This is a genomic window from Desulforhopalus sp. IMCC35007 (genome assembly GCF_005116575.1).
GTDB lineage: Bacteria > Desulfobacterota > Desulfobulbia > Desulfobulbales > Desulfocapsaceae > Desulforhopalus_A.
In genome coordinates, this window is the sequence record NZ_SWCN01000003.1 from 61,332 (window position 1) to 85,217 (window position 23,886).

At 45.4% G+C, this 23,886-nt stretch carries 22 protein-coding genes; 13 read left to right on the top strand and 9 right to left on the bottom strand.

The genetic code is table 11. The features are described from left to right. Positions 1-229: 229 nt before the first annotated feature. The 3 genes from recJ to FCL48_RS03750 are packed head-to-tail and all read right to left on the bottom strand — an operon-like array spanning position 230 to position 3,341. Positions 230-1,978 (bottom strand): single-stranded-DNA-specific exonuclease RecJ, encoded by a 1,749-nt coding sequence (gene recJ, locus FCL48_RS03740; RefSeq protein ID WP_136870912.1) that lies wholly within the window; start codon positions 1,976-1,978, stop codon positions 230-232. Then, positions 1,935-2,879 carry a tRNA (adenosine(37)-N6)-dimethylallyltransferase MiaA gene (gene miaA / locus FCL48_RS03745; RefSeq protein ID WP_136870913.1) on the bottom strand — a complete coding sequence of 315 codons (945 nt, stop codon included), beginning with the start codon at positions 2,877-2,879 and terminating at the stop codon, positions 1,935-1,937. Before miaA ends, recJ begins: the two co-directional genes overlap by 44 nt. Before the next feature lie 3 nt (positions 2,880-2,882). After that, entirely contained in the window at positions 2,883-3,341 is a 459-nt protein-coding gene (locus FCL48_RS03750) for a helix-hairpin-helix domain-containing protein (RefSeq protein ID WP_136870914.1), read from the bottom strand. A 129-nt stretch (positions 3,342-3,470) separates the two neighbouring features. Between FCL48_RS03750 and FCL48_RS03755 the strand changes: the two genes are divergently transcribed. From FCL48_RS03755 to rlmN, 4 genes are read left to right on the top strand one after another with little or no spacing between them, the layout of a single operon-like run. Further along, positions 3,471-3,941 carry a tRNA (cytidine(34)-2'-O)-methyltransferase gene (locus FCL48_RS03755; RefSeq protein ID WP_136870915.1) on the top strand — a complete coding sequence of 157 codons (471 nt, stop codon included), beginning with the start codon at positions 3,471-3,473 and terminating at the stop codon, positions 3,939-3,941. A 60-nt stretch (positions 3,942-4,001) separates the two neighbouring features. Then, positions 4,002-5,087 (top strand): 3-phosphoserine/phosphohydroxythreonine transaminase, encoded by a 1,086-nt coding sequence (gene serC, locus FCL48_RS03760; protein ID WP_136870916.1) that lies wholly within the window; start codon positions 4,002-4,004, stop codon positions 5,085-5,087. An 11-nt stretch (positions 5,088-5,098) separates the two neighbouring features. Continuing rightward, the gene (locus tag FCL48_RS03765; RefSeq protein WP_136870917.1) at positions 5,099-5,968 is read left to right on the top strand and encodes a radical SAM protein; all 870 of its coding nucleotides are present in this window, start codon (positions 5,099-5,101) and stop codon (positions 5,966-5,968) included. Between the two features lies 1 nt (position 5,969). Beyond that, positions 5,970-7,025: a 23S rRNA (adenine(2503)-C(2))-methyltransferase RlmN gene (rlmN, locus tag FCL48_RS03770; protein WP_136870918.1), complete on the top strand. Its 1,056-nt coding sequence runs from the start codon at positions 5,970-5,972 to the stop codon at positions 7,023-7,025. 112 nt (positions 7,026-7,137) lie between these two features. On the opposite strand, the gene FCL48_RS03775 is transcribed toward rlmN, so the two are convergent. The 5 genes from FCL48_RS03775 to FCL48_RS03795 are packed head-to-tail and all read right to left on the bottom strand — an operon-like array spanning position 7,138 to position 11,106. Beyond that, entirely contained in the window at positions 7,138-8,355 is a 1,218-nt protein-coding gene (locus FCL48_RS03775; protein ID WP_136870919.1) for an NADP-dependent isocitrate dehydrogenase, read from the bottom strand. A 20-nt stretch (positions 8,356-8,375) separates the two neighbouring features. After that, positions 8,376-8,933 carry a 2-oxoacid:acceptor oxidoreductase family protein gene (locus tag FCL48_RS03780; protein WP_136870920.1) on the bottom strand — a complete coding sequence of 186 codons (558 nt, stop codon included), beginning with the start codon at positions 8,931-8,933 and terminating at the stop codon, positions 8,376-8,378. Positions 8,934-8,938: 5 nt separating this feature from the next. Next, entirely contained in the window at positions 8,939-9,739 is an 801-nt protein-coding gene (locus FCL48_RS03785; RefSeq protein ID WP_136870921.1) for a 2-oxoacid:ferredoxin oxidoreductase subunit beta, read from the bottom strand. Between the two features lies 1 nt (position 9,740). Continuing rightward, positions 9,741-10,895, bottom strand: coding sequence for a 2-oxoacid:acceptor oxidoreductase subunit alpha (locus FCL48_RS03790; RefSeq protein ID WP_136870922.1), 1,155 nt, complete (start codon positions 10,893-10,895; stop codon positions 9,741-9,743). Then, positions 10,888-11,106 carry a ferredoxin family protein gene (locus FCL48_RS03795; protein ID WP_136870923.1) on the bottom strand — a complete coding sequence of 73 codons (219 nt, stop codon included), beginning with the start codon at positions 11,104-11,106 and terminating at the stop codon, positions 10,888-10,890. The genes FCL48_RS03790 and FCL48_RS03795 overlap by 8 nt, the downstream gene beginning before the upstream one ends. A gap of 563 nt (positions 11,107-11,669) precedes the next feature. On the opposite strand from FCL48_RS03795, the gene FCL48_RS03800 reads away from it, so the two are divergent. The 7 genes from FCL48_RS03800 to FCL48_RS03830 all read left to right on the top strand — a co-directional run bounded on the left by FCL48_RS03800 (position 11,670) and on the right by FCL48_RS03830 (position 21,162). Next, positions 11,670-12,032 (top strand): iron-sulfur cluster assembly accessory protein, encoded by a 363-nt coding sequence (locus FCL48_RS03800; protein WP_256374267.1) that lies wholly within the window; start codon positions 11,670-11,672, stop codon positions 12,030-12,032. Further along, positions 12,022-12,234, top strand: coding sequence for a hypothetical protein (locus FCL48_RS03805; protein ID WP_136870925.1), 213 nt, complete (start codon positions 12,022-12,024; stop codon positions 12,232-12,234). The genes FCL48_RS03800 and FCL48_RS03805 overlap by 11 nt, the downstream gene beginning before the upstream one ends. A 406-nt stretch (positions 12,235-12,640) precedes the next feature. After that, the gene (locus FCL48_RS03810) at positions 12,641-14,266 is read left to right on the top strand and encodes a glycerol-3-phosphate dehydrogenase/oxidase (RefSeq protein ID WP_136871165.1); all 1,626 of its coding nucleotides are present in this window, start codon (positions 12,641-12,643) and stop codon (positions 14,264-14,266) included. 176 nt (positions 14,267-14,442) lie between these two features. Then, entirely contained in the window at positions 14,443-15,381 is a 939-nt protein-coding gene (locus FCL48_RS03815; protein WP_136870926.1) for an AEC family transporter, read from the top strand. A 283-nt stretch (positions 15,382-15,664) separates the two neighbouring features. Next, positions 15,665-17,269, top strand: a complete 1,605-nt coding sequence (locus tag FCL48_RS03820) for an alkaline phosphatase D family protein (RefSeq protein WP_136870927.1) — start codon at positions 15,665-15,667, stop codon at positions 17,267-17,269. An 80-nt stretch (positions 17,270-17,349) separates the two neighbouring features. Further along, a complete protein-coding gene (locus tag FCL48_RS03825) occupies positions 17,350-20,745 on the top strand; it encodes a GMC family oxidoreductase N-terminal domain-containing protein (protein ID WP_136870928.1) in 3,396 nt (1,131 codons plus the stop codon). 153 nt (positions 20,746-20,898) lie between these two features. Then, complete coding sequence (locus tag FCL48_RS03830) at positions 20,899-21,162, top strand: hypothetical protein (RefSeq protein WP_136870929.1); 264 nt, start codon at positions 20,899-20,901, stop codon at positions 21,160-21,162. 112 nt (positions 21,163-21,274) lie between these two features. Here FCL48_RS03830 and FCL48_RS03835 read toward each other — a convergent pair whose 3' ends face one another. Then, positions 21,275-22,561 (bottom strand): integron integrase, encoded by a 1,287-nt coding sequence (locus FCL48_RS03835; protein WP_205747639.1) that lies wholly within the window; start codon positions 22,559-22,561, stop codon positions 21,275-21,277. 472 nt (positions 22,562-23,033) lie between these two features. Between FCL48_RS03835 and FCL48_RS03840 the strand changes: the two genes are divergently transcribed. After that, positions 23,034-23,372 carry a hypothetical protein gene (locus FCL48_RS03840; RefSeq protein ID WP_136870930.1) on the top strand — a complete coding sequence of 113 codons (339 nt, stop codon included), beginning with the start codon at positions 23,034-23,036 and terminating at the stop codon, positions 23,370-23,372. Then, positions 23,359-23,865: a hypothetical protein gene (locus FCL48_RS03845; RefSeq protein ID WP_136870931.1), complete on the top strand. Its 507-nt coding sequence runs from the start codon at positions 23,359-23,361 to the stop codon at positions 23,863-23,865. Before FCL48_RS03840 ends, FCL48_RS03845 begins: the two co-directional genes overlap by 14 nt. Positions 23,866-23,886: the final 21 nt, after the last annotated feature.

Below are 23,886 nucleotides of genomic sequence, written 5' to 3' on the forward strand. Positions count from 1 at the left end.
TGTTACGCGAATTTTGCCCAAAAGGCTCATATATATAGCATTTTTTGCCATGAATAGAAACCAGAGATCAAAAAGACAACTCCAACCCTGACAAAAATATAAAAATCACCAATGTCGCATAATGTATATTATGTATATAATTATTTATTTCCTGTTATTACAAACCATTATGCGTGTTTCATACTGTTATTTTTACCTTGAGGAAAAATGCACTGAGAATGAAACCAAATCAAAGAAGATCAACAACACGTAATTGCCAACTCACCGTGCCTCGATATCTGTTCTTGGTCGGGACAAAATAAATCGTTCGTTCAGGATTTTCCTGCACCTCAGAGATTTTTTCTCCAAGGTTAAAGCCGATCCCTTTGTAGTTTGAATATTCACCACGAACTACAATATTGAGATGAGAATTCAATCTACCGACAGTCCGAGCTTGAATGACTTTTGAAGATCTCGCACTAAATACAGGTGCATCGTTGCCTGGTCCATACGGCTCAAAACAATGTAAACATTCAAGTGTTTTATTATCCATCACCTGATCAACGCTTGTTTCAAAGGCTGTTGTGATGGATTTTTTATCCGCCATCTCTGCTCGTTGTCTTTTGAGGCTTTTGCTGAAATATTTCCGGAATTCATCGAGATCTTTTTGTAAGATTGTTAATCCGGCCGCCATGTCATGTCCCCCATATTTGACGATAAGATCAGAACAATCATTGAGCGCCGCAATAACGCTTATACCGTCAATTGACCTGACGGAACCTTTGAGATACTGCTCCCCAGACTGGTCTGGATATTCTGCGAACACAATTGATGGAACCCTGAAGGCTTCCACTAAACGTGAAGCAACTATCCCTGCGACGCCAAGATGAAAGTCTCCCGAGCAAACACAAGAAAAAGATTGGACAATGAGGTTTCTAGAGCATGAAGATAAAGCCATTTCCAAATCATCGTCACATATAGTTTTACGTTTCGAGTTCAGGTGTTCAAGGCTGGCCACCGCTTTTTGGGCTTCTACTGCACTTCTTGCCGTAAACAGTTTTAAAGCAATTTCACTGTCGCCCAGGCGTCCGGCTGCATTGATTTTCGGCCCTAAAAGATAACCAATATCCTCAGACGTAATCTGCCCCCCGAACAATTCACATGATTCCAGAAGTGACGACAGGCCGATGAAAGGAGTTTCTTCAAGAGACTCAAGGCCGGCCCTCACTAAAATTCTATTGGTAGTAGTGAGATAAACAAGGTCGGCTACTGTTCCAAGGGCCACAAAACCGAGATACTTTTTAAGATTAATTGTAGGTGCTATGTGGCTGTATTTAGATGATAATGAAAGCTTTGAGCGAATGCCTGCTGCAAGGTAAAAGGCCACACCGACACCGGCAAGCTTATCCCGGTGAAAGCCGCAATCGACCTGAGAGGGGTTAAGTACAATGCAATCCGGCAGGCCCTCTAAAGGAATGGAGTGATGGTCTGTGACAATAACCTCTCCATCGAGCCTTTGTATTTGCTGCACCTCTTCTCTGTTGGCAATGCCGCAGTCAACCGTGATGAGCAGAAATTTCTTACTAGTGAAAGTATCTCTATTTTTTGTAAACCACTCTATGTTCAGTCCGTACCCCTCTGTCAGTCTGTTTGGGATGTGGTACAACACCTCAACACCGAGTTCTCTGAAAAAGTTGACCAACAGACCCGTGCTCGTCGTGCCATCCACATCATAATCCCCCCAGATCACAATCTGGAGACTGTTTTCGAGGTATTCCTCGATGAGTTGTGTGGCGTCAGAGAGCCCTTTCATCAGTTCAGGCTTTGGCAGATCTTTGAGTTTGGGGTAAAGAAAATCAGCGATTTCCTGATTTTCCTTCAAACCTTTGAGCGCGAGAAGCCTACGGCAGATTTCAGGTATGGACGTATTGTTATCAAATGCCATAGTGGTCAGATCAACCTTTTCTTTGCCATTTTTCCACCATACCGGGTACAACATCCTGATTTTTCACATCCACCCACTCAATGTTCTCATTTCTGTTGAACCAGGTATACTGCCTTTTTGCATAGTGCCTGGTATCTCTTGCAAGGAGCCGCAGCATTTCCTCTTTATTGTACAGTCCATCTAAATAACCGATCATATGACGATAGCCAATGGCACCCATAGCTTTCAGTTCAGGAGAGAACCCCATATCCAGCAGGCCGACAACCTCTTTTTCAAGACCACTTTCAACCATTATTTCACACCTCATATTGATACGCTGATAGAGCTTCTCCCGGTTACAGGTAAGGCCAATCTGGAGAATGTCAGCGCACAGGCCTCCTGGCCCCTGCTTCTTTTGCTGGAGAAGATGGCTCGACCATGGAATACCTGTCAGGTGATAGACTTCGAGTGCCCTCAGCAGTCTCTGGCTGTCATTTTTATGTATTTTATGTGCGCTAATACAGTCACATGAAAGCAGTTCTTCATAAAGAACATCACACCCTTCATTTTCCAGGCGTTTCTTTAATTGATCTCGAATATTTTTATCAGCCGGTGCCTCAGGGAAAATCCCTTCAATCAGAGACTTGAGATAAAGACCAGTGCCTCCCGTAAGAAGTGGCATTTTATCTCGCATGGTGATTTCATGTATCAGTCTTTGGGCGTCTGCAACAAATCTTGCTGCGTCATAATCTTCATCCGGATCAACAACATCGATCAGATGATGGGGAACCACCCTTCTCTCTTCAGCGCTGGCTTTTGCTGTACCGATATCCATATACCGATACACCTGCATGGAATCAACACTCACAATCTCACAATTAAAATGGCGGGCGAGCAAGAGCGATAATGCCGTTTTTCCGATGGCTGTCGGGCCTACCAGAACCAGCACCTGAGGTTGTTTATCTATCTTTTCCACAGTTCAGTCAAATGTGAATTGAGTTGCAAGGTATCGGGCCTTTTTTTCCCCTACCCCCGGAATTGTTTGTAATGCCTCTGCGCTATCAAATGCACCGTATAGCTCTCTGTATGTAATGATATCACGGGCAAGACTTGGGCCAACGCCCTTAACAGTCTGTAGTAACCTATCACTGGCATGGTTAACCGGAACAGGTTGGAAACTGAAAACAACCTTATTGACATCTCTGCTCGTCTCTCCCCTGCTCTTTACACTCAAAACACTGGTTGTGTTGACAGGATTTTCACAGTCCACTTTTACCAGGCGATGAGACACTTTGTCCAGTGCTGTGCAGTCACTCTTTTTATTCTCACTTTGAAGCACAGCCTTAAAAGGCCATATCGAGATAACAAAAACACTCAATATGGTCATAAGGGCTATAGCAATTCTACTACTGTAAGTGGTGTTTGTTCCTGGAGACATATTTCTTAATTATGGCGATTACAAATCAGCGTTCTTTGCGGAAGACCATGGGTTTTAACATTGTTTTATGCCATTGCAATGGTTATAAACGATACTTCTCTTTTTCTTGAATACAATTGCAAAGACATTATGACGACACATAAACCATTAAACATAGTACTGGTTGAACCAGAAATACCTCCAAACACAGGCTCAATCGCCCGCCTTTGCGGGGCCACCAATTCTGTACTGCACCTTGTCCATCCCTTAGGATTCAGCACAGATGACAAACATTTAAAAAGAGCCGGTCTCGATTATTGGCAGCATGTATCGATTAAACACTGGTCAAGTTTTGATGATTTTCTACAGGCACAAAAAGAAACGAATCTGTATTTTTTTACAACAAAAACCAGTATGAGCTATACAAAGGGTCAGTATCAGGAAGGGGCATATCTTATTTTTGGCAAAGAAACCAAAGGACTACCCGAGGATATTCTTGATTTATATCATGATCGGTGCTACACCCTGCCAATGGCAAACACGAATATTCGCAGTCTAAATCTTGCGATGACTGCTGGAATTGTTTTATATGAAGCCTTGCGACAGGTATCTGATTTTTAATTTTTTTTTATTCAATTACATCATTTTTATAACTCACCGCAATATATAGGAGAACAACTCATGACTGATCGAGTATATAATTTCAGCCCTGGCCCAGCCACCCTTCCCTTTGAAGTGCTGGAGCAGGCAGGCACGGATGTTGTTAATTTTCAATCTACAGGAATCGGCCTCATTGAAATCAGCCATCGTTCAAAGGAGTTTATGGCTGTGGTCGCCGACGCAGAGGCAAACCTGAGAGAATTAATGGACATCCCGGACAATTATAAAGTGTTGTTTCTTCAGGGAGGGGCATCATCGCAGTTTTTTATGATTCCAATGAATCTGCTTGGAAACGGCAAAAAAGCGACCTACCTCAACACTGGAACCTGGGCTAAAAAAGCCATCAAAGAAGCACAACTCTTTGGCGATATTGACGTTGCGTACTCCAGTGAGGGTGTTCAGTTTAAAAGAGTTCCAGAAGATAGTGAATACACGGTAGCAGACGATTCAGAGTATCTGTACTACGTATCCAATAACACCATTTATGGAACGCAATTCGCCAAAGCTCCTGTCAGTGATAAGATGCTTATCTGCGACATGAGTTCAGACATCCTCTCCCACCCGGTTGATGTGAAAAAATATGGCTTGATTTTCGCCGGTGCCCAGAAAAATCTGGGACCAGCGGGTGTTACCGTGGTCATTATCCGTGAGGACCTCCTGAGCCGGACCCCGGAAAAAATCCCGACAATGTTGAGCTACGCTACCCATGCGGATAAGGGGTCAATGTTTAACACCCCTCCCTGCTTTGCTGTTTATGTGGTTGGTGAGGTTCTTAAATGGCTGAAGAAGCAAGGTGGCGTTGCAGCTATTGAAAAAATTAACAAAGCCAAAGCTCAGATACTCTATGATGCTATTGATAGTAGCGATTATTACAGGGGCCATGCAGAAAAAAATTCCCGGTCTCTTATGAATGTATCTTTTAATCTGCCTACTCCAGAGCTTGAAGCAAAATTTATTGCCGAAGCAACGAAAGTCGGACTCAACGGGCTTAAAGGGCACCGCTCCATCGGTGGTTGCCGGGCGTCAATTTACAATGCATTTCCTCAGGAAGGGATTGTGAAACTTGTTGAATTCATGAAAGCTTTTGAGGCTGCAAATCCAGCATAATTCTAATAAAAATGCACTACACAGGCACAGTCATCCGTCCGCCCAGTGAGGCTGATTCCATAATCCTGCAGGTTACGACCGGATGTTCGCATAATAAATGCAGCTTTTGTGGTGCTTATAAAGACCAGACCTTTGCTATAAAAGATCCTGCAATTGTCGCAGAAGACTTCGAATTTGCCCGAACGTACTGTAAAAGGCAAAAACGTTTATTCCTGGCAGACGGAGATGTACTCATACTCTCCCAAGCCAGACTCCTGGGTTTTTTTAAAGAAATAAAAGAAAAACTCCCATGGGTAAACAAGGTCAGTCTTTACGGAAGTGCAAAAGCTATTCGCAATAAAACGATAGAAGAGCTCCAGGTACTCAAAAGCCTGGGGCTCGATCGCGTTTACATGGGTCTTGAAAGTGGCTGCGATGAGGTTTTGCAACATGTGAAGAAAGACTCAACGGCATTACAGATGATTGAGGCCGGTCAGGCCGTAAAAAAAGCGGGTTTGTTCCTCTCTGTAACGGTACTTCTGGGTCTTGGTGGAAAAGAGCTTACCCAAGCACACGCCCTGGAGACAGCCGCCACCCTTAATCGGATGCAGCCAAATCAGATTGCTGTCCTTACTCTTATGATCTTGGAAAACACGCCTCTAGCACGGAAGGTGCAGGAAGGTTCTTTTCAACTCCTTTCACCAATGGAGACCTTAAAAGAACTGTATTCCATTATAAGTAACCTCTCAGGTTTACGGTGTCAGTTTCATGCCAATCATGCATCAACCTATCTTCCTTTATCGGGCCGGCTACCAAAAGATCAGCAACTGTTTTTGACTGAAATCTCAAAAGTCGTGAGCGGCAACCTTTCAACTGTACCAGAGCATAGACGGGCATTATGATATGAGCGAAAAAATAGATTTAAAAAATTTTACCGAAGATGCACTGATCAGCTACGTAGAGAGCATCGGACAGTCAAAATTCAGAGCAAAGCAGATCATGGGCTGGCTCTACAGACCTGGCATTAACAGTTTTGCGCAAATGACTGATCTGGCGAAAGTATTCAGGGTGCACCTGGATGAACACGCCTATATGTCTTCTTTTAGTGACCCGATCATTGAAAAGGCCAGTGATGGCTGTGTAAAGTTCGGTTTCAGGCTTTTTGATGGTCATCTGATTGAGTCTGTTCTTATCCCGGAAGAGGACCGGAACACCCTTTGTATTTCTTCCCAGGTCGGTTGTGCCATGGGTTGCACCTTTTGCCTGACCGGTACGATGGGTTTTATCCGCAACCTTTCGGTGGCGGAAATTGTCAATCAGGTCTGTGCTGTCCGGGATTATCTTCTGAGCCAGCCCAGGGAAGAGCTGATTGGTCCAGATCGGGTAACAAACGTGGTCTATATGGGGATGGGGGAACCGTTGAACAACCTCGACAATGTCATTGACTCTTTAGAAATTTTGACAAATCAAAAGGGTCTTGATGTCGCCGCGCGAAAAATCACTGTATCAACCTGTGGAATAGTCCACAAACTCAATGAGTTGGGTGAAAAATCTACAGTAAATCTCGCTATTTCACTCCACGCGATAACCGATACAGTCCGCAGCAGCTTAATGCCGGTGAATAAGCGCTATGGTGTAGAGGAATTGTTAGAGGCATGCCGCACCTATCCGATGCAGAAAAGAAAAAGAATAATGTTCGAGTACACTCTGCTGAAAGGAATCAATGATTCTGATATGGATGCACGCATGCTGGCGAGAAAACTAAGAGATATTCCCTGCAAGATCAATCTCCTCTCTTATAACGAGTGTCCTGACCTTCCCTACAAAAGTCCTGATAAGAAAAGAATTCTGGAATTTCAGAAAATACTGCTGGATGCAAACTACTCCGTCTTCATTCGAAGCAGCCGGGGCACCGATATTTCGGCCGCATGCGGACAGCTGGCAACAGGCACAAAATAATTCTCACCTGTATGTACCGCGTGCTCAAATAAATCCCGATAACAAGTTCATGATTCCCCCGTCCTCTTCTTTTGGAAGGGGACAGGGGAAAGATATAAAAAACGAATTTTTGCTATTGTGACATTTTAGCCTGAAGATTTTCGTCAAGCTTTGCAAGGAATTCTTCCGTGGTAAGAAATGCTTGTTCGCCTTCAACCAGCAGAGCCAGATCCTTGGTCATTGCACCGGACTCAACGGTTTCCACACACACCTGCTCGAGTGTCTCAGCAAATTTGACCACTTCCGGGGTTTCGTCAAACTTGCCGCGGTAGGCAAGACCTCTTGTCCAGGCAAAGATAGAAGCGATAGGATTGGTTGAGGTGGCATTACCTTTCTGATGCTGACGAAAGTGACGGGTTACAGTTCCGTGTGCTGCTTCAGCTTCAATCGTTTTACCGTCTTCCGTCATGAGAACAGAAGTCATCAGTCCGAGAGAGCCAAAGCCCTGGGCCACGGTGTCAGACTGAACATCACCATCATAATTCTTGCAGGCCCAGACAAAACCACCCTCCCATTTCATCGCGGCGGCAACCATATCATCGATCAAACGATGTTCGTAGGTGATACCTGCTTCTGCAAACCGCGCTTTAAACTCGTTTTCATAGACATCGGCAAAGATATCTTTAAACCTGCCATCATATTTTTTCAGGATGGTGTTTTTGGTAGAAAGATACACCGGCCAGCCAAGGTTCAAACCATAGTTCATGCAGGATCTTGCAAAACCGCGAATAGAGTCATCGAGGTTATACATGCCCATGGCAATGCCGCTTGAAGGAAAATCAAAGACCTGATACTCGACAGGTTCACCACCTGATGCCGGAGTAAAGGTCATTGTCAGTTTTCCCGCTTCCGGAACCAGAAAGTCTGTGGCACGGTATTGATCACCGAAGGCGTGACGGCCGATGACAATCGGTTTTTTCCAACCCGGTACCAGACGTGGGATGTTGTTACAGATAATGGGTTGCCTGAAAACAGTGCCACCAATAATGTTTCGAATCGTTCCATTGGGAGATTTCCACATTTCCTTCAGGTGAAATTCTTCAACCCTGGCTTCATCTGGAGTAATCGTTGCACACTTTACCCCAACTCCGTATTTCTTGATGGCATTGGCCGCATCTACAGTAATCTGATCGTTGGTCTCATCACGTTTTTCCATACCAAGATCATAGTATTTGAGCTCAACATCAAGATATGGGAGTATCAGCTTTTCTTTGATAAATTCCCAGATGATTCGTGTCATCTCATCGCCATCAAGCTCTACAATGGGATTTTTTACTTTTATCTTTTTCATATTCGTTCCTGTTGGTTACATCAGGTGAATCTTCTGTATTGGTACTGAGACCCCAGAACCAGACCAAGATCAAAAGCTCTATGGTTCATATTAATGAAATCTTTAGGTATCCGCTCGTCCAATACATCCAGTACGGCCTCTGGCTCGAGAATCTGGGTCACCCCAATCAGTGCTCCAAGACAGCAGATATTGTAAACAATAGGCTTGCCGATTTTAGTCATAACCTGCTCGTACATGGGCAACTCAAGTTGTTTGGCATCAACTTTTTTCGCCGTTTCAACGAAGCGAGGGTCAGTGAGAACGAGTCCGCCGGGACGAACAATGCTTGAAGTTGCATTGTATGCTTCCTGGGTAAGTGTCATTAAAACGTTAGGTTGAATGACGCCCGGATAGTTAATTACACCTTCAGAAATAATGATATCCGTTCGGGTTACACCACCTCTTGCAGCAGCGCCGTAACTTTGTGTTTGTGTCGCATTTTTACCGCTATATATTACAGCCGCTTCAGCAAGGATAATTGCGGCGGTAATTACTCCCTGGCCACCAGAGCCAGAAAAAACAAGTCGTATCGCATCCATTGTTGTTACCTCTGCTGTGCATGCTGTATTATCTTATCGTATTCCGAGCAATATTCCGGACGTTCTTCCTGGACGAAAATTCCTCTTGGAATAAGATTCGGGTTCTCTGCCAGTGCCTTGGAGCCAATCTTTGCCGTGTTGTTTTTCTGAACCTCTAACATGGCAACGGCGTCCCCTTCCTTGTTTTTACGCCCGTAATGGGTAGGGCACTGGGAGAGGATTTCAACCACGGAAAAGCCCTTGTGTGCGATTGCCTTTTTCAGGATTTCAGTAGATTCACGGGCATGGTATGCAGTTGATCTGGCCACAAATGATGCACCGGCCGCGGTTGCTAGTTTAACCACGTCAAATGGACTGTCGATGGTGAGATATGGAGCAGTGGTAGCTTTAATCCCCGGCCCTGAAAGTGGTGAGAACTGCCCTCCGGTCATCCCGTAAATCCTGTTGTTCATCACAATTGCAGTGATGTCGATATTACGTCTTGCGGCATGAATAAAGTGATTGCCACCAATAGCAAGGGCGTCACCATCCCCCATGGGGACCAGGATGTTCAGATTAGGCCTTGATAGTTTGACCCCGGTTGCAAAGGCAAGCGCCCTTCCATGGATTGTATGCAGCGAGTGAAAATCAACATAACCTGAAATACGGGCAGAACAGCCGATACCAGAAGTCATGACGATATCATTCTTTTTAAGCCCGAGTTCTTCCACAGCCCGTAACAGTGAATTAAGGATTGTCCCATGACCACAGCCTGGGCACCACATGTGAGGAAAAAACCTCTCTCGCAAATAGTCTTTAACAGCCATATCATACACCTCTTCCCTGAACCATCCGCAGGAGGCTCTTAATATCGTGGGGAGTTATCAGTTTGCCATCAAACCGGTTGGCAAGGAAAACTCTTTTTGGTTTTTCCACCGCAGCTTTTACCTGGGCCATTACCTGCCCCATGTTCATTTCTACGACCAGAACTGCTCTTGCACGCGCGCATTTTTCCCGAATAACTTCAGATGGAAACGGCCAGATGCTCTGCAGTTCGAGAACTCCGATTTTTTCGCCTTTTTTACGCCGGTCTTCTGCAAGCTGAATTGCTGAACGAGCAGAGGATCCATATGAAATCAGGATATACTGGGCATCTTCGAGATAGTGCTCTTTATATCTTGTGATAGAGTGGATGTTATTTTCAATCTTATCCACAATGTGTCTCAGCAGCTGATTGACCACTGTTGGGTTGTTCGAAGGAAATCCCCACATATCATGGTAAAGTCCGGTCACATTGTAGCGATGCTCGCCACCAAAATCGGACATGGGCAAACGTCCATCTTCTCTTGGCAGATAAGGGTGGTAATCTACGTCTTTTCCAAGGGAGGTTCTCAGGCGGTCGACGATCGGCAACTCACCTTTCTCTGGAATAACAAGTTTTTCCCGCATATGACCGACAGCTTCATCTAAAAGGAGAATGACCGGTGTGCGGTATGTTTCTGCCAGATTAAAGGCATCAACTGTAATCTCAAAGATATCCTGATGATTTGATGCGGTTAAGGCGATGATAGAGTGATCACCATGGGTACCCCAGCGGGCCTGATTGATATCTCCCTGGCTGACATGGGTAGGGTTACCAGTAGATGGGCCACCACGCTGAACGTTGGCAATAACACAAGGAATCTCAGCCATGCAGGCATAACCTATGGCTTCTTGTTTGAGGGAGAATCCAGGGCCACTGGTGGCGGTCATTACCTTGTTTCCAGTCAGTGAAGCACCGACGATGGCACACATAGAGGCGATCTCATCTTCCATCTGAATGAATTTGCCTCCATTACGAGGAAGTCTTTCAGATAGATGTTCGGCTATTTCTGTGGATGGTGTAATTGGATAGCCTGCGAAAAAATCAAGTCCCGCATACATTGCACCTTCGACACAGGCTTCATTTCCCTGTACAAATCGAATTTTTTTGGTTTCAGTCATTATCCTCTCCCTCATCCAGGATGATCTCGATGGCTAAATCCGGACACCTGATTTCACACAATTTACAACATATGCAATCCTCAGGTCGGACAGCGACCACCTTGTCATGCTTGTCGAGTTCTAAAACCTGCTTCGGGCAAAATGCAACACAGATGCCGCATCCTTTGCACCAATCCCGGTTTATCTGATGCTCTTTTAGTTTCCTGGCCATTACCTTCCCTCTCCATTGGAGGCTTTTTGATTTGGTTACGTTTCCTTGCAATATTTCTCTGGCATAGTAACTATGCGACAGAACCAATAACCCGTATTTCCCTGATCTTCAACTCTTGTTTGTAAAAAAAAACCTTTTTACCTACAGCAGTAATTATGCCACTTTAACAACTTTGTAAAATTTTCTATACACTTCCAGTGTTAGAGCGGCCAGCACTACGTATTATATAGAACGAAAGAAACATTATCCAGAAAGTAATGATCCGCGTCCATTAAATTACCGTTAAACTTTAACAAATTTACTGCATTTTCATCAGATGTACAAAAAACACCACTTCGGATGCGACTTTCTCACACATTCTCTTGAGACGAAAAAACCATAGTTGTATTGAAAATGCAACGCGAACAACTGCTACATTGTGGTGTTTTTTCAGATAGAGACCTTTATTTCTTCTCCTCGATATTTATAATTTAAACTCTGTCAGCATGACAGATTCGGGGAGTACTCAATATTTCGTACTCGAAACAAACAGATTAAAACCCTCAGCGGGTGTCGCATATATTATGATTACAATTTCAAGCAAAGCACGTAAAATGTTAAAAAAACAAGGGCTTGGTGGAGACGCCTTCGTTCGAATTCTCGTTAAGACCGGAGGTTGTGCGGGAATGACCTACGAGGCTGAAATCGCCGAGGTCATGTGGCCGGGAGAAGATATCGCCTTTCAGGACAACGAGGTGACGATCATCTCTGACCATGAAAGTATGGCGTTTTTAAACGGGTTGAAGATCGACTACTCGGATGATTTGATTTCCGCCGGATACCGCTTCCGTAATGATACCAATGAATCATCCTGTGGTTGTGGCGCAAGTTTTGCCCTTGCAGGTTTTCCGACCTTGGATCAGGGAGGTACCAGCTGTGATTGCTAAACCTATTCCATTACTTGGCGGTAAATCTGTCTACTGTATCAACGAAGAACAGATGTTTGAGGCATCCCGCCTGCGGGAGGATGCCGGAGCATCTTCACAGAAGATCAAGATGTACCTCAGCGAAATTGAGCAGCAGCTTACAAGAAATGAGCAGGCAGCCCTCGCCTTTAGCCTGATAGAACGTCTAAAAACAAACGTCTGACACGTTTTCACCTCGCTTTTCAACAAATCAGGGGCTTTCCACAGCCCCTTGGTTGTTTGTCTGTACAACGTCCCCAATACACTTGCCTGTCAATTCTTCCCACTTGTGGTAAAATCCTGTATCTCTGAAATTAAATAACTGATTTGAACTGTCTTCAGTCAAGACATGTTTGTATCAGAAAGTAACAGCCTAAAGCGTTGCCTTTCTTACTCTTTAAAGGATCCAGCAGGTTCTGAAGGTGCAGGCACAATTACCGCTTGAAAATATTTGAAAAATAACCGGCCTGTGATTAGGTTGTTGTCGTTTGAGAGATACGGAAATAGATGATCAATAGATTCAATACAACAACTATACTACTATAGAGAATATGACCTCTGACACCCAGATTTTATCGGCCCCACAACCAATGCAGCTCAGAACCACCAACATAAGTAAACTCTCCAGACAGACATTTGATGTACTTATTATCGGAGGTGGAATCAATGGAGCGGTCTCAGCTGCTGCCCTGGCTGGAAAAGGTGTGAAAACAGCACTCATTGACCAGGGAGATTTCGCCTCAATGACAAGTCAGGAGTCATCAAATCTTGCCTGGGGTGGAATTAAATATATGGAGAATCTGGAGTTTAAACTGGTACACAAACTCTGCAAATCCAGAAACCACCTCATCCGCAGCTATCCTTCCACCGTGAGGGAAATCAGGTTTTTCACCACGATTTCCAAGGGTTTTCGCTTTCCACCTGTTTTTATCTGGTTGGGGACCTGGCTGTATTGGTTTATTGGCAGCTGCTTTACCAAGGTCCCTCGCTATTTGACAAAGGCCAGAATACAGCGAGAAGAACCTGTGATTAATACGGATTCGGCCCAGGGCGGTTTTGAGTATTCGGACGCATACCTCCACGATAACGATGCAAGATTTGTTTTTGGTTTTATCCGTTCAGCTTTAACCTCCGGATGTATTGCCGCAAACTATGTCAAGCTGATCCATTCCAATCGGGCGGAGGATGGGACCTGGGTATCAGAGGTCGAGAATCAAATCTCAGGAGAACGATTTACCATTCGCTCAAAAGCCCTCATCAACGCCACAGGGCCATTGGTGGATCAGTTTAACTCAAGCCTGCACCAGAAAACCAGACACCGTATTGTCCTCTCTAAAGGGATACATCTTCTTGTTAAAAAAGTGACGCCAAGCAAAAAGGTTCTGGCATTTTTTGCAAGTGATGGCCGCCTCTTTTTTGTTATACCCATGGGTGTGCGAACCTGTATCGGTACAACAGATACTCCGGTGGATGAAGAAACAAAAAAGGTAACCCCCGAAGACCGCGCCTTTGTTTTAAAAAATATCAACACCCTTTTAAAGTTGGATAAGCCACTTGACGAATCTGACATTATAGCAGAACGTTGCGGGGTGAGACCACTGGTTGTCTCAGGGGAAAACAGTGACACTTCTGACTGGATGCAGTTATCACGAAAACATGCAGTTGAGGTAAATACTGCTGATCGCTACCTTACTATTTTTGGCGGAAAACTTACAGATTGCATCAATGTAGGCGATGAAGTCTGTGAAATCATACAGGACATGGGAATAGAACTCCCCTACCCTGATTACAAATGGTACGGTGAGCCCGATGCCAGAACAAGGGAAAGTTTTATGCATCAGGCCGAGTTAATTGGTCTTAATGAGCTGAAATCCAAGGAATCATCCGAGCGATTGTCGACACGGCTCTGGCGTCGTTATGGATCCGCTGCCTTTAGCCTTTTAGAAATGATCCAGGCTGATCCCAGACAGGCTGAGGTACTTATAAAAGGAACGGAATATCTCAGATGTGAACTGAGAGAAGCCGCGCAACGCGAAATGGTGACAAAACTCTCTGATTTTCTCAGAAGGCGCTCAAAGATAGCACTCATTGAACACCGTGATACTATTCGTCAATCTGCAGGCCTGCTTGAAGCCTGCCAGATTCTCTTTGGTGAAGAGGCGGCTGAAAAATTAGAGGAATATTTTGAGGAAACAGCACCGGAGAGCTTTTCATAGAAGAGATTTTTGAAATTTGTGAAGCTTGGCATCAAATAGCGGCGAAACAGATGAGGGGATAAACACAAGGGTATCCCCTTTTCTCTTTGCCTGTGCTAAAAACATTTTTCGTGAACTCGACAGCAAGTACTCCCTGAAAAACTGCGTGCTAATATTCCACCGGGAGAGGAGCTCCTTTGCATATCTTTTTCATCCTACTCTGGAAAATCCTGCCTCTGTATTGCAATGTAATCCTTGGATTTCTTGCGTCCCGCTATCTAAAGGTTGACCGAGGCACCATCGCCTCGATGCTTCTCTATATTTTTGGGCCACTCGTTGTTTTTAGTGCAACCATGAGTGTTGAAATAAACAGGGCAATCCTCATTGCCCCTATTTTTTTATATCTGTTTAGCTCTGCCCTGGCCTTTATATACCTCAAGCTTTTTTCGAAAAGTTGGAATGACTCCACTCCAAACATCCTTGCTTTTACCGCTGGAACCGGCAATACGGGATATTACGGGATCGCCCTTGCCGTAACTCTATTTCCACCACCACTTGCCGATGTGTTTATTTTCACTGTACTCGCCTCTTTTTTTTATGAAGCGACAACCGGCTTTTATATCACGGCCAAAGGTTCTTTCTCCACCAGAGACAGTCTGGAAAAAGTGCTCAAGCTCCCTGCATTGTATGCCTTTGCTTTGGGATTTGTCCTCAATCTATCCGGCGTTTCACTGCCCGAATCCATTGCCCTGTACACGGGACAATTCAAGATTGTTTTCTCTGTCCTGGGGATGATGCTGTTAGGAGTCGGTATCAGCGGGATGCTGCAAGGTGAAGGCTATGACAGACGATTTTTGCAACAGGCCCTCTGTGCAAAACATATCGTCTGGCCTCTTCTCATGTGCGGTTGTATCTATTTAGATACTGTTACTGTTCATCTGCTCAATCAGGACCTGTATAAGGTAATGTTTCTCTTTTCAATCGTGCCTCTTGCGGGGAATACCGTCACCCTGGCGATATTATTGAATGCACAGCCTGAAAAGGCCGCCGTCGCCGTGCTCCTTTCTAACCTGCTTTCAATCTTTCATATCCCGCTGATGCTGTTTTTCTATCAGATTTTCGTTACCTTTATATAGGGTCAAATCTTCTCCTTGCTGTTCTCGTCTCTCACTTGACTACGTACGGATCCGATTTACTAATAGTAATTATCAGTATTTGTTTTTTTGTGGCAGATAAACGCTGTCCCTGGCCTTATAGTTAACGTCTTTGATGTCACATTTATAAAAACATCACATTTTTCAGCTGTATTCATTCTCAACTCAGGTTCAAAACAAACGCTCTTCTACTGGGCGTAGTGTCACCGCAACTGTACTGTTCTGGAAACAGAATACATTCCCACCAAAACCAAGGAGACATGTTATGAGTAGCATTCGTCCTCCCCATTTAGGCCCCATTGTCGGACACACCACATCCAACTCCTGCCGTTTATGGATTAGAGCCTTTGATCCCAACGATGACGGCAGTATCCTCTCTGAAAATCGACGAAGCATTGGTGTCATCACCATACTGAACAACCAGCGGCAGCCAGTAAAGGATAATCCCCAGTATACCGCTTATTTTCGGCTGCACCGCGAGTTTGACAGAACAGGTACCTATAACCTCGGCGTTGATCCCGGGGCTGATGGAAGCCCTCCCCTTACCCTTGCCGCCAATAAGCTGTACACCGTACGAATGGGCACACTCACCCTGGATGATGCCTATGCCAATGAAGTAACGGTCTCAGATGAGGAGCTAATTCAGCGGCTTCCTTCTGCCACTGTATGGGCGGAAGATCTCTATGCTTTGCCAGCGGAGCAGAGTGAGGCTGTTTTTCGCACCTATCCTGAACAAAGTGACGGTCTCAGTTTTTTTCTTGGCTCTTGTCATTATCCAGGATTGTTCTGGAAAAAAAAGCTGTCGGACCGTATTTTTCAGCCCATGCTTGACCAGATCGACAAAAAAAGGTTTGGCCAGCAGCCTAAATTTTCTCTTATGGTTGGTGATCAGATCTATGCTGACATGCTCAATCGTAATATCCCCATTGGCCTTGCAGACACCTTTGAGGAATTCCAGAGCCGTTATCATGACGCCTTCAGTTCACCAAACCTCAGAAAGCTGATGGCCAGTTTGCCCACCTACATGATCCTTGACGATCATGAAATAGAAGACAACTGGACCCAGGACAGGATCAACAGTGACCGCAGCAAACGGGTACTGTTCAATCTTGCCATGGGGGCCTATATGAGCTACCAGTGGAGCCACGGCCCAAGAAACTTTGATGGCAGGATTTTTTATTCTTTTCTCAGCTCCGGGTTCCCGTTTTTTGTCCTCGATCAACGCACCCAGCGTTATCGGGATGATGAACCGGGCCTGCTGGATAATCACCTTCTCGGCCGACCGTCCCACGATCCGGAAAATGAACCGGGCCAGATTGAGCATCTCTGCAACTGGCTGAAAAATCTCAAAGACGATCCACGCCCTAAATTCATTGTCTCTCCATGCGTCTTTGTTCCAAATCCTGTGGTGAGCACCCGTGGCGATACGCAGAAAGAGCGCAGTGATTCCTGGCCGGCCTTTCCGGAAACCCGTCGTTTAGTGCTCAGCCAGATACTTCGCTATAACATTCAGAACGTTATCTTTCTCTCAGGTGATATCCACTGCAGTAACGTTGCCAGGATCACCTTTGATGGAAATGCAGCGGCCCGCAAACTCAAGGCCTATTCCATCGTCAGTTCCGCTTTTTACTGGCCTTTCTGGTTCGCCGATGGTGAACCAAGCAACTATGTCCATGATTCCAGGGGCGAAAATGACACCTTCATTATTGATGAAGCCAAAGGCCTTACAATGGATTACACGGCCTCACACTTCACCCAGAAAGACAACTTCTGCAGGATAGATCTTGACTGGAAGAAGCGTCGCATGGAGGTCCGGGCTATTGACTACAATGGCCAGGATCTCACCAAAGTCCTTCTCGAACTTGCGTAAGTACATGGTTGAAGAATACTGGTTTCTACAAGCATGATACAAAAGACATAACCTACTTTACCACCTGATGGAGGAACATCATGAAACGTATCTCCTCTCCCCACGCGGACCTGAAACCTCACTATACTGTTCTTGTCATTGGTTCGGGGTATGGTGGTTCCATTGCTGCGTCACGCCTTGCCCGTGCAGGGCAAAGTGTTGCTGTTTTCGAACGGGGTAAAGAACTCCTCCCCGGCGAATACCCCGACAGTGAACTTGAGGCCCTGGGAGAATTTCAGGTGGACCTGCCTGCAGCCCATAAGGGAAATCCAACAGGACTCTATGATTTCAGGATCAATGAAGATCTGAATGTCTTTATCGGTTGTGGCCTCGGCGGAACCTCTCTTGTCAATGCCAATGTGGTTCTTGAGCCGGAAGAGAGGGTTTTTCAGGATGTCAGGTGGCCAAAGGGTCTGCGGGACGATCTTGCAGGTCTTAGGCATGGATTTAAGCGCGCCACGGCAAAACTTGAAGCCATCCCCTACCCCGACACGCAACCTGAACTGCAGAAATATACAGCCCTTGAGAAATCAGCAGCGCATCTCGGAGCCCCGGTAGAACACCCGCCTATAGCCGTTACCTTTAAAGATGGTCCCAATGCCACAGGTATTATGCAAAACAAATGCACTCTCTGTGGCGACTGCGTATCCGGCTGTAATCACGGCGCCAAAAATACCGTGCTGATGAACTATCTGCCTGATGCACGGGCCTATGGTGCCGAAATCTTTACCGGTCTCTCCGTGAGATATCTTTCCCGGGCACAGGGGTGCTGGCGCGTTCATTTTCGCCCCCTTCTTTCAGGACAAAACGCCTTTGATGGGCCAGACCAGACGATCACCGCCGACCATGTCATAATCAGTGCAGGCACCCTTGGCTCAACGGAGATCCTGCTTCGCAGCGCTGAAGCCGGGCTCTCTCTTTCCGGTCAACTTGGCCACCATTTCACGGGAAATGGTGATGTCCTGGGCTTTGCCTACAATGCGGATATGCCGATACATGGGATTGGTCTTGGCAGGTTGCCTGCAGCGTCGCAGCCCCCTGTAGGGCCAACCATCGCAGGCGTCATTGATCTCCGCCACCAGCAGGATCTTGAGGATGGTGCGGTAATCGAAGATGGAGCACTTCCCGGCGCACTTGCCTCAATTATGCCTGCTGTTTTTTCCATGGCCGCTAAAATGTCCGGTCGGGATACGGACCATAACATTGCAGATCAGCTCCGCGAAAAACAACGGGAGCTCCAAAGTCTTCTTGGCGGAGCCTACACCGGTGCCACCGCCCATACCCAGACATTTCTGGTTATGGCCCATGATGACGGTGCGGGCAGGTTGCTCTTAAAAGATGACAGATTACGGGTTCACTGGCCAGGAGTTGGTCGCCAGAAACTCTTTGAGAAGATAAATAAAATGCTGTTTAAAGCCACCCGGCCCCTTGGCGGGACCTACCTCCCCAATCCACTGTGGCACCCGATCCTCGGCCATGACCTGGTAACAGTTCATCCCATGGGTGGCTGTATTATGGCAGAAAATGCAGAACATGGGGTAGTAAACCACGCAAGTCAGGTGTTTTCGTCGGCTCAAGGTGATGCAGTACACCCGGGCCTCTACGTTATGGATGGCTCAATCGTGCCACGTTCCCTGGGTGTTAATCCTCTGCTGACTATTTCGGCCCTTACAGAACGTAACAGCGAACTCCTGGCAAAAGAACAGGGCTGGCAGATAGACTGGAACAGCCAGCCCCGTCCACTGCCTAAAGAGGCCACAAGAATTCCAGGCCTTCGTTTTACCGAAAAGATGACAGGTCACGTCCTGCTTGGCCCAATAAAGGATTTTGAAAAAGCAAGGGAGCAGGCAGTGCGGACGGGCTCCACCTGCGAATTTATCCTCACCATAAACAGTGATAATCTTATTAAAATGCTCGCCGAAAAGCCTCATCGTGCAACACTTACCGGAACGTTGACGATGCCTGCCCTTTCAGCAGAGCCCCTCATTGTATCAAAAGGCTCCTTTCAACTGCTCCCGGAGGCTCCGGAGCGAGTGGATGAAAAGCAGATGCGCTACCAGATGACCCTCACTGCAGCGGACGGAAGCCAATATCAGTTTGATGGAGTGAAGCATATTCATCAGGACAAGGGCTTTGATCTGTGGTCTGATACAACCACCCTCTACGTCACCCTGTCAAAGAATACGCAAAACAGTGTAAAAGAGATTGGTCGTGGAATTCTTCATATTCATCCGGCCGACCTGCAACGCCAACTTACAACGATCAGGATCAGTAACGTCACCGATCCAGTACTCCGTCTTTCCTACCTTGCCGAATTTGGCCATTTTTTTATGGGCTCTCTCTTTGATGTCTATGGTGGTATGGCCGCCCGCCCCACTCTCTTTAACCCGGATGCCCCACCGCGAAAACGCAGGGAGTTACGGCTGACAGCACCGGAAATTTACGATATACAGACACCGGATAAGACCTGGATTCGTCTGACCCGTTACAAAGGTGGTGGCAAAGGCCCGGTTCTTATGGCCCATGGCCTTGGTGTATCCAGCCGTATTTTTACCATGGACACCATAGAGACCAATCTCACAGAGTATCTCTTTGCCTACGGCTATGACCTGTGGCTGCTTGATTATCGCTCCAGCATAGAACTCCCTGCCGCAAACAGCCCGTATACCGGTGATGACATTGCACTGCAGGATTTTCCTGTGGCAGTGGCGAAGATCCTCTCTGAAACCGGTAAGGCCGATCTTCAGGCTGTCGTGCACTGTTTTGGCTCGACGACCTTTTTTATGGCTATGCTGGCAGGGCTTCAGGGAGTGAGGTCCGCAGTCTGTTCACAGATTGGCCCACATATTAAAACACCGCTTGTTACCCGGATTAAAGCGGGACTGCATGTGCCCGAAGTTTTGAAAACCCTTGGCGTTGAGACCTTAACCGCCTACTCAGACACCCATGCAGACTGGCAGGATCAACTCTTTGACAAGGTTCTGAAGCTGCAACCCGTAGCCTTTGAAGAACAGTGCCACAGTCCGGTCTGTCACCGCATAACTTTTCTTTACGGTCTGTTGTATGAACACGACAGACTCAATCAGGCAACCCACAAGGCCCTTCATGAAATGTTTGGCGTCGCAGCTATCGATGCACTTGATCATCTTACAGTGATGGTCCGCAAAGGAAAAGTCGTCAATGCCGTGGGCGAAGATACCTACCTGCCCCATTTACAACGCCTGGCAATTCCAATCACCTTTATTCACGGTGCGGAAAACAGTTGCTACGACCCGGAAAGCACCGCTATTTCCCTTACCGAACTGAAGAAGACCAACGGGGATCTCTATAAGCGGCATGTTATCCCAGGTTATGGCCATATCGACTGTATCTTTGGTGCCAATGCCGCAGAAGATGTGTATCCGTTTATCGCAGAACACCTTGAGGCAAACGAGTAAGTAACGCTTCAGCCGACAGTACGAGGAGCCTGTTCAAGAAGATTACTATTCTCGGACAGGCTCCTGGTCCACTTGTTTCTCCTGTTCCCATCCTTATATTATTAATATGGCGGATTTTTTCCCTGCCACCTTATTTGTATGGAGGTAACAGCTATGATTACCAAAACTGAACTCTGCAATAAAATAGAGGATGTTTACCCAGAAGCGGGTGTCTGTGGTGTTGATTTTGATGTTGATTATGACCACTGCGCCGATGCCTGGGTTGTTGATCTACATCAGGGCAAACATCATCTCAAAACATTTATTGAAAGAGATGATGCAGATCAGTGTTTGATCGGCAAAAAATGTTTACCACTCGGCCTTAAAGTCGCTCAACTCAAATACAATTTTGAGCTGTCCAGCCTAAACGGAGAGTAAAAAAGCAGTTGTTTGTATAAATTGAACAACAGACTCAAAGGGGCACTCTACGATGCAGATATCATGTGGAGTGCCCCTTTTTATGTCCAAATAACTGTTAAGGAGAGCTGCACTATTGGTTCATGAAATCGAGTGGACTAGTGACCGGGTTACGTAAATCCTTAATAACATGAGTGTAAATCATTGTTGTTTCAACCCGGGCGTGGCCGAGCAGTTCCTGAATCTGTCTCAGATCTGTTCCATTTAAGAGTAAATGTGTAGCAAAAGAATGGCGCAGGGTGTGCACCGTTGCTGGCTTATCAATCCCGGCATCATTTACAGCCTGCTTCATATGCCGCTGTAAAAGAACCGGTAATATATGATGGCGGCGCACAATCTGTGACTGCGGATCAATTGACAGTTTTGACGCGGGAAACAGGTATTGCCAGCCCTTTTCATATTGGGCGCGGGGGTATTTGCGGGCAAGTGCTTTGGGTAAAAAGACTGCTCCATGGCCAGTTTCAAGATCCCTGTCGTGAATATCGATCACCGAACGGATCTGCTCTTGAAGCATTTCTACCAAATGGAGAGGCAATACCGTTGTCCGGTCTTTACCGCCCTTGCCGTCCCTGACATAAATGAGATGCTGATCAAAATCAAGGTCCTTCAACCGTAATCGGCAGCATTCATTCACCCTTAAGCCTCCACCATAGATGATTTTAAGTGCAAGCCCCAGATTTCCTGAAACGTGTTTGAAAAGCCTGGCTGTTTCGTTGACAGAGAGAACGACAGGGAGTTTCACGCTCGTACGGGCTCTAACGCCTTGTTTAAGATCACCCAGTTCATGATTCAGGGTGAGACGAAAGAATGTAAGCAGAGCGTTAAAGGCTTGGTTTTGGGTGGAAGCGGCTACATTTTGCTCAACCGCAAGGTGGGCGAGGAAATCACGAACATTTTGTGAGACATTTTCTACTTCAAAAGGGGGACGGTTCTGCTTTTTACAAAATGAGCTATACCTATGTAACCATTGAAGGTAATTCTTCTCAGTGCTTCTTGCATAATTCTTCAAACGCATGTTGACGATAAAGTTCTCGCAAACTTCCTTGTTTGACAGCGTTTTCCCGGAGTTGGGCATGTTTGCGTGGCTTGTACTGGTTTGTTCTCTTAATAGATAATTGTTGAAATAAACTCTAATGGATGATTCAGCCTGTCGCAGCTGCCAGTCTTCTGTATCAGTGTGGATGTTTTCAAGAAAAAAAGCCATTTGTTGCTGCCAGGAGTGTTCAGGGAAATTTTCACGGAATTGAAAAAACTTCCTCACCCAGATAACCATGAATTTTTCTTTCCCTTGCCGGGCAATATGAGTTTTGAGTAGAAACTGGGCAAAATCGGCACTATTGAATGGATTGGTATTATTCATTATTTCCGTTTTTAGGTCAATAATTTGTAATTTGTGCATCAGTTGTATAACACGGGTTATTTCGCGTAATACGACTGAAAAGAGCCTAAGGGACAGAAGAATCGGCTCAACACACCAGTAAAAGATTATTGAAATTGCAAGTTATGCAACTGATGCATAACACGGCTATTTGCGCATAATCTAACTAATTATATCACCGAACAATTTTTTATTGCAGAGAGTGTGCTCTTGGTCTACTCTAACCAAAAAGATATGTATTTCTTGCACATACGTACTCGTAAGCTAGAGATTACCACGTAAGGATTCGGTAAAAATGTGGTGAAGAAGGTAATGAAACATTTGCTTAGAAAGGATTTTGGGGCAAAACTTCCCCCGAAAGACATCAGATGTATATTAAATGTTAACTTCACAAAAATAACGGCATCAAAAAAAATAAAAAAACTCTCAACAAGCAGGCAATGAATCACACAACATGAAGTCCATAGAAAATAAATTACGTTTTTCCATACTGATTGTATCGCTTATATTTGCAGTTGTTGGGGGAATATATTTCGGTTTATTTTCTTGTGGCGGTTATGTATGGCACAAGAAAATGTTTGTTTTGTCTTTTTCTGTGGTTCTTGTAACTTTGTTTGTTTGGCCACATCCTAAGCTTAGTAGGCTGGGCATTCGAAGCTCTTTTGTTGCTGGTAATGTTATTTTATATTTCGTTATGCAGTCAGCATCGTCAGCTTTTTACCCGGCAGCACCTAAATCATGGAATGAATTTTTCGATATTTTTATTTTTAGGTTGCTAAATGGGCCATGCTGAAAATAAAAAAACAAATAATAATAAAAAGTTAACAAAACGTTTCTGCGGAAGCCGAAAAAGCCCGGCTCTCGCAGAACTCCACGTTGTGTGTAGAAAAAAAATGAACATTGCATTCGAAATACATGATTCAACATTGAATGAAATTATAAGTGAGGGTGCATCAACGATTCTTCGTTTCAATGAGGCGATAATTCATCGTTCTGAGGGAGAGCCAGGTATTGATAAAGGTACGTGTTGGGTTCAAGCTATTGAAATTAAGTTTGAAAATGCAAGCATCTTAACTGAGCCAGACGACATACCAAATCAATTAGATTATGGATATTTCCTAATAAATGACAAAAAACACACAAATGTTATCAAGATACCACTCCAAGAAACAGGTAAAATCGAAGCAATGTTCGAAACGTTTTACCGAAATGAATTGAAAATTATTGCCAATAAAATTGTTATTAATGAAGCTGGAGAAGCTCGCTATCTCCAAGACTTTGAATAAAAAATCACACAATCGGGTAGC